Source organism: Serratia sp. P2ACOL2, from assembly GCF_003691565.1.
Lineage (GTDB): Bacteria > Pseudomonadota > Gammaproteobacteria > Enterobacterales > Enterobacteriaceae > Serratia > Serratia liquefaciens.
Genome location: NZ_CP033162.1, coordinates 3037727 through 3049401, shown reverse-complemented (window position 1 = coordinate 3049401; position 11675 = coordinate 3037727). Strand labels below are relative to the sequence as shown.

The 11675-nt window shown below is 49.4% G+C and carries 21 protein-coding genes; 20 read left to right on the top strand and 1 reads right to left on the bottom strand.

Annotated elements, in window-relative coordinates; all coding sequences use genetic code 11:
• Nucleotides 1-114: 114 nt before the first annotated feature.
• Nucleotides 115-849, bottom strand: a complete 735-nt coding sequence (locus EBA31_RS14815) for a helix-turn-helix transcriptional regulator (RefSeq protein WP_122079584.1) — start codon at nucleotides 847-849, stop codon at nucleotides 115-117.
• A gap of 117 nt (nucleotides 850-966) precedes the next feature.
• Here EBA31_RS14815 and EBA31_RS14810 point away from each other — a divergent pair, with 117 nt between their 5' ends.
• From EBA31_RS14810 to EBA31_RS26815, 20 genes are all read left to right on the top strand, one after another.
• On the top strand, nucleotides 967-1194 hold the full coding sequence (locus EBA31_RS14810) for a YdaS family helix-turn-helix protein (protein ID WP_041415468.1): 228 nt from the start codon (nucleotides 967-969) through the stop codon (nucleotides 1192-1194).
• A gap of 114 nt (nucleotides 1195-1308) precedes the next feature.
• A complete protein-coding gene (locus EBA31_RS14805; RefSeq protein WP_122079583.1) occupies nucleotides 1309-1587 on the top strand; it encodes a CII family transcriptional regulator in 279 nt (92 codons plus the stop codon).
• Nucleotides 1588-1621: 34 nt separating this feature from the next.
• Nucleotides 1622-1786, top strand: coding sequence for a hypothetical protein (locus EBA31_RS26940; RefSeq protein WP_200898896.1), 165 nt, complete (start codon nucleotides 1622-1624; stop codon nucleotides 1784-1786).
• On the top strand, nucleotides 1773-2657 hold the full coding sequence (locus tag EBA31_RS14800) for a replication protein (RefSeq protein WP_122079582.1): 885 nt from the start codon (nucleotides 1773-1775) through the stop codon (nucleotides 2655-2657). The genes EBA31_RS26940 and EBA31_RS14800 overlap by 14 nt, the downstream gene beginning before the upstream one ends.
• Nucleotides 2657-3994, top strand: a complete 1338-nt coding sequence (locus EBA31_RS14795) for a replicative DNA helicase (protein ID WP_122079581.1) — start codon at nucleotides 2657-2659, stop codon at nucleotides 3992-3994. Before EBA31_RS14800 ends, EBA31_RS14795 begins: the two co-directional genes overlap by 1 nt.
• Before the next feature lie 23 nt (nucleotides 3995-4017).
• Complete coding sequence (locus EBA31_RS14790; protein WP_122079580.1) at nucleotides 4018-4452, top strand: hypothetical protein; 435 nt, start codon at nucleotides 4018-4020, stop codon at nucleotides 4450-4452.
• Nucleotides 4445-4786: a hypothetical protein gene (locus tag EBA31_RS26935; protein ID WP_202914203.1), complete on the top strand. Its 342-nt coding sequence runs from the start codon at nucleotides 4445-4447 to the stop codon at nucleotides 4784-4786. The genes EBA31_RS14790 and EBA31_RS26935 overlap by 8 nt, the downstream gene beginning before the upstream one ends.
• Nucleotides 4787-4789: 3 nt before the next feature.
• Nucleotides 4790-5131 (top strand): hypothetical protein, encoded by a 342-nt coding sequence (locus tag EBA31_RS14780; RefSeq protein ID WP_122079579.1) that lies wholly within the window; start codon nucleotides 4790-4792, stop codon nucleotides 5129-5131.
• Between the two features lie 3 nt (nucleotides 5132-5134).
• Nucleotides 5135-5578: a YbcN family protein gene (locus EBA31_RS14775; RefSeq protein WP_122079578.1), complete on the top strand. Its 444-nt coding sequence runs from the start codon at nucleotides 5135-5137 to the stop codon at nucleotides 5576-5578.
• Nucleotides 5579-5759: 181 nt separating this feature from the next.
• A complete protein-coding gene (locus tag EBA31_RS14770; protein ID WP_122079577.1) occupies nucleotides 5760-6308 on the top strand; it encodes a phage N-6-adenine-methyltransferase in 549 nt (182 codons plus the stop codon).
• On the top strand, nucleotides 6305-6484 hold the full coding sequence (locus EBA31_RS14765; RefSeq protein WP_122079576.1) for a NinE family protein: 180 nt from the start codon (nucleotides 6305-6307) through the stop codon (nucleotides 6482-6484). Before EBA31_RS14770 ends, EBA31_RS14765 begins: the two co-directional genes overlap by 4 nt.
• 160 nt (nucleotides 6485-6644) lie before the next feature.
• Nucleotides 6645-6764, top strand: a complete 120-nt coding sequence (locus EBA31_RS14760; protein ID WP_162302896.1) for a protein NinF — start codon at nucleotides 6645-6647, stop codon at nucleotides 6762-6764.
• Nucleotides 6757-7047, top strand: a complete 291-nt coding sequence (locus tag EBA31_RS14755) for a DUF1364 domain-containing protein (RefSeq protein ID WP_122080636.1) — start codon at nucleotides 6757-6759, stop codon at nucleotides 7045-7047. The genes EBA31_RS14760 and EBA31_RS14755 overlap by 8 nt, the downstream gene beginning before the upstream one ends.
• Nucleotides 7044-7406: a RusA family crossover junction endodeoxyribonuclease gene (locus tag EBA31_RS14750; protein ID WP_122079574.1), complete on the top strand. Its 363-nt coding sequence runs from the start codon at nucleotides 7044-7046 to the stop codon at nucleotides 7404-7406. The genes EBA31_RS14755 and EBA31_RS14750 overlap by 4 nt, the downstream gene beginning before the upstream one ends.
• Nucleotides 7403-7786: a hypothetical protein gene (locus EBA31_RS14745; RefSeq protein WP_122079573.1), complete on the top strand. Its 384-nt coding sequence runs from the start codon at nucleotides 7403-7405 to the stop codon at nucleotides 7784-7786. Before EBA31_RS14750 ends, EBA31_RS14745 begins: the two co-directional genes overlap by 4 nt.
• Before the next feature lie 154 nt (nucleotides 7787-7940).
• Nucleotides 7941-8786: an antitermination protein gene (locus EBA31_RS14740; protein ID WP_122079572.1), complete on the top strand. Its 846-nt coding sequence runs from the start codon at nucleotides 7941-7943 to the stop codon at nucleotides 8784-8786.
• Nucleotides 8787-9497: 711 nt separating this feature from the next.
• Entirely contained in the window at nucleotides 9498-9827 is a 330-nt protein-coding gene (locus EBA31_RS14735) for a phage holin, lambda family (RefSeq protein ID WP_041415456.1), read from the top strand.
• Complete coding sequence (locus EBA31_RS14730) at nucleotides 9820-10140, top strand: hypothetical protein (RefSeq protein WP_122079571.1); 321 nt, start codon at nucleotides 9820-9822, stop codon at nucleotides 10138-10140. The genes EBA31_RS14735 and EBA31_RS14730 overlap by 8 nt, the downstream gene beginning before the upstream one ends.
• A gap of 13 nt (nucleotides 10141-10153) precedes the next feature.
• The gene (locus tag EBA31_RS14725) at nucleotides 10154-10594 is read left to right on the top strand and encodes a lysozyme (RefSeq protein ID WP_122079570.1); all 441 of its coding nucleotides are present in this window, start codon (nucleotides 10154-10156) and stop codon (nucleotides 10592-10594) included.
• Complete coding sequence (locus EBA31_RS26815; RefSeq protein WP_162302895.1) at nucleotides 10591-11001, top strand: hypothetical protein; 411 nt, start codon at nucleotides 10591-10593, stop codon at nucleotides 10999-11001. Before EBA31_RS14725 ends, EBA31_RS26815 begins: the two co-directional genes overlap by 4 nt.
• Nucleotides 11002-11675: the final 674 nt, after the last annotated feature.

The window sequence follows — 11675 nt, the reverse complement described above, 5'->3', positions numbered from 1 at the left end:
TGGTTGTATTAAAGTTTATTTATTTTGCAATTTGATACAGATTAAAACTGGATTGGCAGGGGTTTTAGGTGGGGGGAACGTAAAAGCTCGGAGTTACCGAGCTTGAGGTGTGGCTCAAAGCAAAACTGAGTACCAGAAAACGCGTCCAATAATTTCTACTTCGTTAATATCTTTCTCCTCTGGCTCATGTTCTGCAGCATTGTAACTCCTGATACTGATTCTGTCGGGGCCGACACGATAAAGAAGCTTGATCCGTTTCCAGCCATCTTGGCTTATAGCGTAGATTTTGCCATCGACGATCTGTTTATCATCTGTATTGACCGCAACCGTAGTACCGTCTGGTATGTTCGGCTCCATACTATTCCCACGAGCAGGGAAGCAGAGCACTCCTTTGCCATCGGTACTTGCACCAACCCGGCGCAATGTGGCTTTGGAGAATCTCAATTTGAATCCGTTATAGTCTTCTTCGTTATAACTTCCGTCCCCAGCGGCGAGAGAAATATCTCGCAAAAAAGGCACCTCTACTTCTTCCCTTAGTAAAGGGGTATTACTATCCCATGAATCAACCTTCTCCCACTCGCTCTCAGGCGGGATTGTAGAGTCCGGGTGATGAAAAGACGAAATACCATCCTCGCCATCCTTCATTGGCCCGCTTTGACTGCTTAGCCATTCAGGACGCACGTCTAATGCCCTGGCTATCTCCACAATCTTAGTGGATGTTTTGGCATTGCCGGAAGCTATCTTCTGTATTGCAGCCTGCGACACACCAACTTTTTCAGCTAGTGCGGACTGCGTCATGTTTTTGGCCGCCATTGCGACTTTTAAGCGTTGAGCAAGAGTCATTTTCATAACCAAGAAAATACAACCTCGGTTTTACTGGGTCAAACAACTACAGTCTTGCTAAAATAAAACTATAGTTGTATATTATACCTTGAATACAACGGAGGTGGTTTTATGGAACCAGTAATTAACCAAGTAATTAAAACCGCCATCGCAATCGTCGGTACGCAAAAGAAGCTGGCGGTAGCATGTGGCGTTAGCCAGTCTGCGGTGCAGAAGTGGTTACACAGTAAAGCAAAAGTAGCACCAGAAAACGTTAAGGCCATCGTTCTGGCAACTGGTGGTGAAGTCCAGGATTACCAAATCCGCCCAGACCTCCCGCACTTGTTTAAACACCCAGAACAAGCTGCATAGTTTTACCGCTCTTTAACAACACTACCGGCTGCCGCAATGTGGCCACCAATAACCAAGTGGCAATCCCCACGGATGCCGCACGTAACTATTTAAACCACAAAGGAAGTATGACGTATGGAAACTGCAAAGACACGCAATGATGCTCGTCGTATCGAAAGCACGTTGTTGAACAAAATCGCCCTGAAAGGCGTGTCATCTATCGCCGCTGCAGTAGGCGTTAACCCATCCCAAGTAACTCGCTGGAAAGAGTCTCTAGTCCCTCGCATGGCAATGCTGCTCGCTGTTCTGGAGTGGGGCGTAGCTGATGACGAGATGGCTGAACTGGCTAAACGTTTGTCGGGATATTTATCAAATGAAAAAGCCCCGAACTGCGCGAACAGCATCGAGGCCTAAGTGCGAATGACTGGATCAATTCACAGGAGTAATTATGGCTCGAAAACGCAGAAATTACAAGCAAGAAGAGGAACGGCAGCATCCGGATTCACCTGACGGACTGGTCTACACAGCAGCATGCAACAAGCCATTTGCCGAAAGGCTGATTGGTGTTTTCAGACTGGCTAAAGCAGGGGTGAAGAAAGATGACCGCCGCTAGACACTTAACACTCGTCAGGACTTCTCCAGAAGTCGTGGAGCAACGTGTGGCTCAACTCGAGGATGGTTACACTCGTTTAGCCAACGAGCTGCTAGACGCTGTTATGGCGGCTGGATTAAGCGAAACGGAGATGTGTGTGGTTCTCGCTGTTTGGAGAAAGACATACGGCTACAGCAAAAAAATGGACTGGGTCAGCAATGAGCAATTAGAGCAGATGATAGGTAAGCATTTAACTCACTGCTCAACAGCTAAGAACTTGCTTATCAACAAAAAGGTTTTCATTCAGGAAGGCCGAAAGGTTGGCATGAACACCAATGTAACTGAGTGGAAAACGAAGAATAACGGATTCTGCAAAACATTAGCTAAACCTGCTAAGAAAACCTTAGCAGAAGTTGCTAACGGACCTTTGCAGAAGTTGCTAACCACAAAAGACAATATACAAAAGATAAAAGAAAATACCCAAACCCACGATGTGGGCTTGTCGTTGGAAGAGAAATTAACCCCACGGCAGAAAGGCACCAACCCTCGAGCCAAAGGGACCAATCCTCGCTCTGCAATGCAATCCTTTGACCGTGAGAGACTGAAGGAAACATGGAACTGTAAAGCCGAGAAGTACGGCCTACCTAAAATCCGTAACGTTTCAACGACTGTCGAGAATGGCTTAAAGCGCCTATGGCAATCCTACCTGAAGCAATGCAAAGAACTTGGCAGCCAGCCAAATGAAATCGATACATTCCTGAACGGATACCTAGCCCATGGATACACGCCGACGAAGTGGGCTTGCGGCGATAATCCAGAAGGTAAGCGGTACGGTATCGAGACTGCTTTGCGGCAAGAGAAGATTGACGAAATTCTTTCCCGGGAGGACTGATGGAAAGTTACGAGTTTGAGGAGCAATTGGTTGGCTCGATGATGATCAAGGGTGACCACGTCGACTGCCGAGAGGTTGCCGGTAAGCTTCCTGCTGAAGCCTTTGAAAATTTCCACCTACGCCAGATGTATCAAGTAATCGTCACGCTGCTTAACCAAGCCGAACCCATCGACCAGTTTACCGTGCAAGACAGCCTTTCAGACGCCAGCAAGGATTTGGTGCTCAGCGTTGCCTCTCGATGCAAGTCAGCGGCAAACATCCGAGCATGGGCAAAGCGTGTTCGCCAGTGCTGGATGATACGCAAGGGAATAAGCGACCTGCAGCAGGCAATTTCCATCCTGAACAGTGTCGGTGCTCATGACATCAACGACAGGACTGCGGAAGTGGCTAGCGTGTTATCGAGGGTGCAGTTTGAGACCAACGACAAACTGCCGCGCCGCATTGGCGATCTGCTGCCTGACTACATGGATGTGCTGGAAAAACGCATGCAAGGTGCAGAGTCTGGCATGTACCTGAAAACTGGCATTGACCCACTGGACGATGAATACGGCGGCTTCGATCGCACAGATTTAATCATCATCGCCGGTCGCCCTGGCATGGGTAAGACAGAACTGGCAATAAACATCGCCAACTCAATTGGACGCCAAAAAGGGAGAGGGTTGTTGGTATCAATGGAAATGTCGGATATGCAGGTGGTAGAGCGCCATGTTGCAGACCGCGCAGGACTATCGATAAGCACACTCCGTAATCCGCTCAACATGATTCAGGAACAATACACGCGGCTCACTGGTGCAACCGGAACGCTGATGGACGAAAACAATTACGTGATTGATGGCGCATTCACCGTTGATGGTGCAATAGCCCACGCAGAGCGTATGAACATGGACGGCGGTCTTAGTTTCTTGGCTATCGATTATCTTGGCCTTATCACTCGCCCTAAAGCAGAGCGTAATGACATCGCGATCGGTGACATGACGCGCAAGCTTAAGCAGTTCTGCCTGCGCAGTAAGGTTCCAGTAATTCTACTGGCACAGCTTAACCGTGGACCAGAAAATCGAGCCGATAAACGACCTAGCATGGCAGACCTGAAAGACTCCAGCTCCATTGAGCAGGACGCTGATGTGATCATCTTCCCTTACCGCGATGAAGTCTATGACGAGCACAGCAGCATGAAGGGAATTGCTGAGATCATCATTGGTAAATACCGGTCTGGCCAGCCAAAAACGTTCTACATGGGCTGGAAGAATGGACACTTCGTCAACATAGAACAGGAAGAGGCTGCGAGGAAATTTGCGCAGAACGAACAGCAAACCAAAGAAGCGTCAGGCTGGCGCTGACCTGCCACGCAAAGGAGATAACCATGGATAAGCAAGATATACAGCAACTTTGGAACGGTGAAGGGCAGCCGCCAGTGGGGACGGTTTGCATTTTGTCAGGGATCACTGAGGTGGATGAAGATAATTTTAATGCCTATAGGCATTGCTCGCTTAACTTGTGGCGAAATGGGCAAAAAGTGGAAGTCGTAGCGCACAAAAACATGGGCAACCAAGGCGTCAAAGGAACTGCCGTTTCGGTTGTATGGAATATCGACCAATCACAGGCGAGCGGAATATTAAACAAACATTTAGCTCCATTCCGCACCCCGGGGCAAATCGAGGCGGAAAGGCGGGAGCGCATCACGCTTAACATGCTGCAATTTATGCCAAGCAGTGATGAAATTGATTATGCGCAATGCGTTAGATTCTACGACGCCATCCGCGCCGGTAAAATTGAAGGGGTGAAGATTGATGGATAAGCTACACGAAGAGAGCCGGAAGCAGTTTGATGCTTGGTGGCATGAAGAATATTGCCACTTAGCAGGTTCTGATGAGGGTGTGTTCGTAAAGTATGCAGCATGGCAGGCGTGGCAGGACAGCCGAGCAAGCATCGTGGTTGAGCTTCCTGAACCACATGCCCACCTAATCTGGATTCAAGCTGGGCATGCCCCGGATGATTATTGGGATGATGTAGAGGTATCCCGTAGTGAGAAAGACAAGTGTTGTGATGGGTCTGACCGTTACCCAGTTTACGCAGAGCATGAGATTGCTGAATCCCTCCGCTCTATCGGCCTATCAATCAAGGGGGAGTAGGTAATGAGTGATTTAGCGATGAAAGTATTGGAGTGGCAGGCTAAGGGGGGCGTCGGCGTCAGTTCTGCAACCATGGCCTCGATTGCTTTAGGGATGGATAAGCCATTTTATGGCTCATATTTCAACCCGCCATGGGACCCTTCTGACCTAACCCGCTGTATGAAACTTGTGGAATTCATCCCAGAGATTCGCGACCATTTTCCAGCGATAGGTAGGCAGTGTAAGCAGTTCGCTCCAATACTTGAACACTGGGATGAGCTAATTGAAATGGTTCAACAGGAATGGGCAGCCGGTGACCGGGCTCCAAAAACCTATGCAAGGATGAAGCAACTTCTAGGAGATTAATCCATGGACGACTTCTGTCTCCATAAATCCACCCTAGGCCAATTCACCAAACAACTCTTCGACCTCATCTCCAGCGGCAAACGCTACCGAGTAAAAATATCCGAATGGCGCGACAAGCGCAGCCTTCCTCAGAACTCACTCCAGCACATGTGGTACGCAGAGCTAAGCGCTTATCTCATTAAGCGTGGCAAGCCCTTTGCGTCTCCAGAATGGGTTAAGGATGCGATGAAGCACACTTACCTCGGATACGAAGAGCGAGAAATGGTGAACGTGGCGACGGGTGCAAAAACCACAACCCAATCGCTGCGGCACACTGCAGACCTCGATACAGGTGACATGCATTTCTACCTGAACCAGGTTGAAGGCTGGGCGCTGAATATTGGCTGCAGGTTAACAATTCCTGCTGATAGCGAGTACAACCAACTCAAACAGAAACAGGTGGCGTAATGACAACAGAATTTTTGTTCAACGTGTTTTGTGCGCTTGGAATCTTCGCATCGGCATTATTTGCTTTTGTGTGGATGTGTGTTGCCACGCGAACGCTATGCCTCTATCTCGAGTGGCAGCTAGTCAGAAGCCTAAGACTGCTGCGGATTACTCGGTGGGTTAACCGGTTGAGGAGGACAAAATGAGTGACTACACGGGAAGTAATACCCCGGTTGAGATACGTGATCTATGGCGAACTCCGCTAGAACTGTATGCGGCGTTGGATGCTGAGTTCAATTTTGTCGGCGATGTGGCTGCAAGCCATCTCAATCATCTTCATCCGGCGTTTCTGACCAAGGAGGATGACGCATTGTCAGCGGACTGGTTTGATTCTTTCGGATCTGGCTACCTGTGGTGTAACCCACCATATAGCGACATCACTCCATGGGTTAACAAGGCCATTGAAGCTGCATTTAATGGTAATGGCGTGGTGATGCTGGTACCGGCTGATCCCTCCGTCGGCTGGTTCAAACTTGCCAGGGAGCACGCAACAGAAATCAGGTTCATTACTGGCGGCCGCATATCGTTTGTACGTGCGGATACCGGAGTATCGGTGAACGGAAATAACAAAGGCTCGATGTTAATCATCTTCAACCACATGCGCCGCGGCGCCGGGCTGACAAGCTTTGTCGATCGGGATGGACTCATGAACTATGGATCGGCATCGATAAAGCTGGGGATGGCATCATGACACGAAGGCGAAAATCAGTCTGGGACAGACTAGAAGAGAAGCTGATATTCAAACCAACAACCCGCACTCCCCGCAAGAAGAAGTTAACCCCAACCGAAATCCCAACTTATAACCATACGGCGGCGCTGATAGACAGCATGTGGCTGCGTCGTCGCGCAAGGAGGAAGCCATGTTAATCACTGCAATCATATTGGCCTGCGCCTACTGCTTTGTGGCTGGTCAGTTCTTCGAATTCCTCAGTAAGAATGAGCCAAGTCTAACGACGGTTAAATCATTACTTCTCAGCCTCTCATGGCCCGGCAATGCCGTTCTGTTTTTGCTGATGAGGTGCGTACGATGATCTGCGCCGATTGCGGAAAGGAACTGCAGGCCGAAGAGGTTTATGTGTGCGAGCCCTGCGACCAGGAACAACGCAAATTCATCGACTCAGTGATGGGGGAAGATGACGATGGCTAATCTTCGCAAAGAGGCAAGAGGGCGTGAATGCCAAGTCAGAATCCCAGGGATATGCAATGGCAATAACGAAACGGTTGTTCTGGCGCACTGCCGATTGCCGGGGTTGTGCGGTACCGGGATTAAGCCTCCCGACCTAATCGCAGCCTGGGCATGTTCTGCATGTCACGATGAAATCGACCGGCGTACCAGAATGATCGACGCAAGCGAGGCGCACATGGCCCATATGGAAGGCGTCATGCGGACTCAGGCGGCGTTATTGAAAGAGGGTAAGGTGAAAGTGTGACCGAGTATAAAATATCGCTCCCATGGCCTCCCAGCTTGAATACGTACTGGAGGCATAGTAGGGGAAGGCACTACATCAGCGAGAAAGGTAAGGCATACAGACAGGCAGTAATTCAAACCATCCTTCAGCAACACCTCGATATCAAAACCTCAGCACGACTCAAAATCTCAATATCAGCTCACGTTCCCGATCGCCGCCGACGCGACTTAGACAATCTTCAAAAGGCTGTCTTTGACTCGCTCGTTCATGCGGAGTTCATGCTGGACGACGAGCAGATAGATGATTTCAGGGTTAGGCGGGAAGCGCTGGTGAAGGGTGGCCTATTGCTTGTGACCATTTCAGAACTGGAGGAAGCGTGACGACCGAAACAGAAACTGAGCTTGGAAACGTAGTGGCGTTCCCGCTGGCAGATGAACCTGACCCCAAGTCAAAGGTGAATTTCCTGCTAGAGAACGAGGGTCATTTCTGCCTGCACCCGGGCTACACCATCAACGAGCATGATCGGCAAGTCAAATGCAAAAAGTGTGGGGCAGTAATCGACCACTTTGAACTGCTGATGCAGATAGCCAAAAAGGAAACCCACCTTGCGAATGATGTATCAGCGTTGCGGATGGAAGAAAAACAGCGTCGAGTCAACATCGAGAAGCTTATTCAGATAGAGCGAAATGCGAAAGCCAGAATACGCAAGTCCGGCTTTAAAGGTGATCTCCCACACTGGCAGTTGCAGGAGGCTAAGTGATGGCAAGGAAAAGAGCATCACTCAGCATAGATGATGTCATTTCAATTCGAACTCTGATTGGAATCGGCGTTAGCACCAAAACTATCGCAGATCAGTTCCACACATCGAAGCAGAACATCCAGAGCATCAAAACCGCAAAGACATGGGGGAAGGCATGAACTTTGAACAAGCGCTAAAATATTTCTTCGCAAAAACATCCACTATTAGCGACTCTCCACGCGCAACGGCATCTGATGCACTGACCGGTACCGATATCATGGCCGCATTTGGGTTGGCAGACTCAAAAGCAGGCTTCGGTTTCGATCTCTTTATGGCAAAGCATGGTATCAGTGGTCCAGAACGCGCAGTGGAGAGCCTCTATCAATTTTCGTTAACTCAGGTTGGTAAGTCACAATCCATCTCTAACCTTGCAGAAGATACTAAACACATCGTTCTGCAAACGCTCGCAACATTCGCTTTCCAGGACTATTCGCGATCGGCAGCAAGCGTCCGCCCTTGTGAGTGCTGCAATGGGAAAGGTTTCATCGACACGGAGGTTTTCACCACCAAGGTACACACACCTTTCCCAGCAAGAGAAATCGTGAAGATGTCTCTGCAGATGGAGGTAAAAGGGTTTAAGCCATCCGAATATGATGTCCATCGCGAGCTGCGAGAAAAGGTGAAAGTGCTATGCCCAACCTGCAAGGGAAAGAAGGTGCTCAGCAACGCCTGCCGGTGCCATGGGAAAGGGAAGGTTTTGGACAAGGATGCGACGGAAAAGCAGGGTGGAATCCCGGCTTACAAGGACTGTGACAAATGCGACGCACGCGGCTACTCAAGATTGAAGTTTTCAGCAGTTATGGCGGCATTTAATCAGCAGGAATCAGGAATAGGCAAGACGTTTGCCTACGATCATCTTCAGCCTTTCATGGAAATGCTAGTGACTCAATGCCACAAAGAGGAGTCTCTCGCAGAGGCAATGCTAAATATGGTGACAAAAGGAGATGGGCTTGCTGCATAAAATGATTTTTGTAGAAAATAGTTGTTGATGTTCGCGGAAAAATGGACTAGATTTGATTCTAAGAATGGGTTAATTCGTTCTTAAGGCATTTAAAGTCTACGGACGGCTACCAAAGCACACTAAGCCCTGGCTATAAACGCCGGGGCTTTTTGATCACAACAGGTAAGAGCATTGAGTAGGCCGAAGGCCGTTCGGACGTGAACCAGATAAAGCCGCAAGCTGAATCTCAAGTACGGGCGTCGAAAGCAGTGCTCTTTCCGTTGTGGTGAAGCAGGATATGGCCTGATTCGGAAGATAGATATTTCGCAGTGGAACTGACCAAACGATAAGCACGGGTAAATCTGAGTCAGTGGCGCGTCCCCGTGAAGCGAGAACCAATACCACACAACATTTTAAGGCTGCCTCTTGGCGGCCTTTTTGCATTTAGCCCCACGCCAAAACAGTCAATCACCTCAAACACCCTCTTATCGCTGAGTGACTACGGCGTGACGGCTATCCTCTAAAAGCAAAAACCCGCACATGGCGGGTCATCGTGAAAATGGGCGACCGGTAACAGCGTCAACTGCTCCCGGCCATTCTGCTCATGCTTCGAATCACGAACAAAACCAAGGCCCATCAAGTCTGCACAGACTGATTGAGTGTAACGGGATTTGTTCAGATATCAACGTAACTAATCTGATAGATCCCCGTAATTGGGGGTGGAATATGAAGATGAAAGATAACCCGGATTTATGGCCAGGCATTTGGGCTGCTTTAAAAGCCATCTGGCCAGCAGTAGGGGGATCACTTATTGCGGGCGCTGTATGTTACGCCAGGCTAATTCACGATGGTGTGCATAGAAAGAATAAATGGATTGAATGCGTTCTCTGTGGGCTCCTGGCGTTTTGCGTATACAAAGGCGCGGCGATACTAAACCTGCCTGAAGGCTCAGACGTGTTTATCGGTGGTGCTATTGGCTTCATCGGTGTCGAGAAGGTTCGCGAGTATGCCCTGCGCTTCATGAACAAGAAAACTGGCATCGATGGTGAAAAGAATGATTAAGCAAAGAGTAATCGGTGCTTGTTCTGCGTCCGCACCTTATGTGATGGCAATTCTCATTGCTGGCTGGCTGATCGCTCAGATTATGCAGCGTGCAGATGACGCGGCTTATGCCTATCCATCATCGGTTGTGTCCTATGGGCTAATCAGCGCCAAAACCGACGACGAAGTATTAACGCTGGTTGAGCGATGGAAGCGTGATGAGTGGGGTGCGCAGATTGGGGCTTTGCGAGTTCTCTGTGCAAAGTCAATAGAGCGCGTCGAGGCGATCGGCGGGTCAGCCCTGGCTACAAAGATGTGCCGCATCGTGAAGTGAATAGGTAAACAAAATGCAAATAAGCAACGCTGGCATTTCCCTGATCAAAGAGTTTGAAGGCTGCAAGCTAAAAGCCTACCAAGACAGTGTCGGCATCTGGACTATTGGCTATGGATGGACTCAACCAGTTGACGGCAGGAAGATTGGACCAGGAATGGTAATTGACCAAGCGACAGCTGAGCGCTTGCTTAAGTGCGGCCTTGTTCAATACGAGCAGGGAGTAAACCAGCTGGTGAAGGTGATCATCTCCCAGGGGCAGTTCGACGCACTGGTGAGCTTTGCCTATAACCTCGGGTTGCGCTCCCTTAGCACGTCCACCTTACTCCGCAAGCTTAATGCTGGCGATAAGCAGGGTGCTGCAGATGAGTTTGGTAAATGGGTGAATGCCGGTGGTGTCAGGTTGAATGGATTGGTTAAGCGCCGGGAAGCAGAGCGCAAGTTGTTCTTGTCATGAATGCCATCCTGTCTATTCGCACCTACTGGAAGCAATTCTTCCTAGCTTTGCTGGTGATCACTTTCCTGAGCGTTTGCTGGATAGCTAGTCATTACCACGCCAAGGCAGTTCAGCTATCCAAGGATGCCAAAGACCTGCTGGCGCAAGTAACCAGTCAACAAGCCATCATCACCAAGCAGATACAGCAATCCCAGCAGTTCAATACCATTGCCGCAGGAGTCGAAAGTGAAAAGCAACAGACCACTGACACCGGCGATAAAGTCCGCGTGGTGTACAAAACCAAGATGGCAAGCTCTCCCTGCGCTGTCGTTCCTGTTAGCAGCGATGTCTCTAACGGCTTGTACGGGCACGCCAGTAAAGTACGTAGCAGTACCGATGACACCAATCCCGGCAAACCTGACCGCTAACTGCATACCTCCGCTTCCAGAACAACCATTAACCTACGGTGGCGCTGTTATCTACTCTGACCAACTTCTGGACGTGATTGATAACTGCAACCGCGATAAGGCGGCCATCCGCAATATTGAAGCTGAGAGGTCAAAATGATTTGCAATCTGGTATGTGAGGTCAGGCTACGCCGCTGGGCGCTACCAATTCTTGTTATCGGCCACTATCTGCGCTGGGATTGGCTGATGAAAAAATGCTTCAGCATGAAAGTGAGCGCTGTCCCGGTAACTAATTCCCCCGACAAGGAATAAGACTGTGTAACCCTGCAGGAGGTGATCACGTCTTGCTGGCGGGTAAGCCGCAAGTGGCCTAGCAACTCTGACAAGCGTGGCAACGCTGCGAACCTGAATCTACATAAGTGTTTACGGGGGTTAAATGGCAATTGGCATCATGACATACAAGGTATCACTCAAGCCGCGAATGAAGTGGTTGCTTGTCATCGCATCGCTACTTCACTGGGACTGGTTGGCGGATAAGTGCTTTACACGCGAGCTGCTTACTGGCGACACGGTTGATTTATAAAATTCCTTGAAAGGCACTAAATAGCGCCTTTTGCAGAGTTTTATGTAAGTTTTGTGGGTGCATGGTATCGCTTTTTACGAAGGTGTATCTCACCAAGGTAGAGGAATGCTCT

What these genes read in the sequence shown, in the direction of transcription:
- EBA31_RS14815 (WP_122079584.1), bottom strand. Translation starts at nt 849, where the DNA reads ATGAAAATGACTCTTGCTCAACGCTTAAAAGTCGCAATGGCGGCCAAA.
- EBA31_RS14805 (WP_122079583.1), top strand. Translation starts at nt 1,309, where the DNA reads ATGGAAACTGCAAAGACACGCAATGATGCTCGTCGTATCGAAAGCACG.
- EBA31_RS26940 (WP_200898896.1), top strand. Translation starts at nt 1,622, where the DNA reads ATGGCTCGAAAACGCAGAAATTACAAGCAAGAAGAGGAACGGCAGCAT.
- EBA31_RS14800 (WP_122079582.1), top strand. Translation starts at nt 1,773, where the DNA reads ATGACCGCCGCTAGACACTTAACACTCGTCAGGACTTCTCCAGAAGTC.
- EBA31_RS14795 (WP_122079581.1), top strand. Translation starts at nt 2,657, where the DNA reads ATGGAAAGTTACGAGTTTGAGGAGCAATTGGTTGGCTCGATGATGATC.
- EBA31_RS14790 (WP_122079580.1), top strand. Translation starts at nt 4,018, where the DNA reads ATGGATAAGCAAGATATACAGCAACTTTGGAACGGTGAAGGGCAGCCG.
- EBA31_RS26935 (WP_202914203.1), top strand. Translation starts at nt 4,445, where the DNA reads ATGGATAAGCTACACGAAGAGAGCCGGAAGCAGTTTGATGCTTGGTGG.
- EBA31_RS14780 (WP_122079579.1), top strand. Translation starts at nt 4,790, where the DNA reads ATGAGTGATTTAGCGATGAAAGTATTGGAGTGGCAGGCTAAGGGGGGC.
- EBA31_RS14775 (WP_122079578.1), top strand. Translation starts at nt 5,135, where the DNA reads ATGGACGACTTCTGTCTCCATAAATCCACCCTAGGCCAATTCACCAAA.
- EBA31_RS14770 (WP_122079577.1), top strand. Translation starts at nt 5,760, where the DNA reads ATGAGTGACTACACGGGAAGTAATACCCCGGTTGAGATACGTGATCTA.
- EBA31_RS14765 (WP_122079576.1), top strand. Translation starts at nt 6,305, where the DNA reads ATGACACGAAGGCGAAAATCAGTCTGGGACAGACTAGAAGAGAAGCTG.
- EBA31_RS14760 (WP_162302896.1), top strand. Translation starts at nt 6,645, where the DNA reads ATGATCTGCGCCGATTGCGGAAAGGAACTGCAGGCCGAAGAGGTTTAT.
- EBA31_RS14755 (WP_122080636.1), top strand. Translation starts at nt 6,757, where the DNA reads ATGGCTAATCTTCGCAAAGAGGCAAGAGGGCGTGAATGCCAAGTCAGA.
- EBA31_RS14740 (WP_122079572.1), top strand. Translation starts at nt 7,941, where the DNA reads ATGAACTTTGAACAAGCGCTAAAATATTTCTTCGCAAAAACATCCACT.
- EBA31_RS14735 (WP_041415456.1), top strand. Translation starts at nt 9,498, where the DNA reads ATGAAAGATAACCCGGATTTATGGCCAGGCATTTGGGCTGCTTTAAAA.
- EBA31_RS14730 (WP_122079571.1), top strand. Translation starts at nt 9,820, where the DNA reads ATGATTAAGCAAAGAGTAATCGGTGCTTGTTCTGCGTCCGCACCTTAT.
- EBA31_RS14725 (WP_122079570.1), top strand. Translation starts at nt 10,154, where the DNA reads ATGCAAATAAGCAACGCTGGCATTTCCCTGATCAAAGAGTTTGAAGGC.
- EBA31_RS26815 (WP_162302895.1), top strand. Translation starts at nt 10,591, where the DNA reads ATGAATGCCATCCTGTCTATTCGCACCTACTGGAAGCAATTCTTCCTA.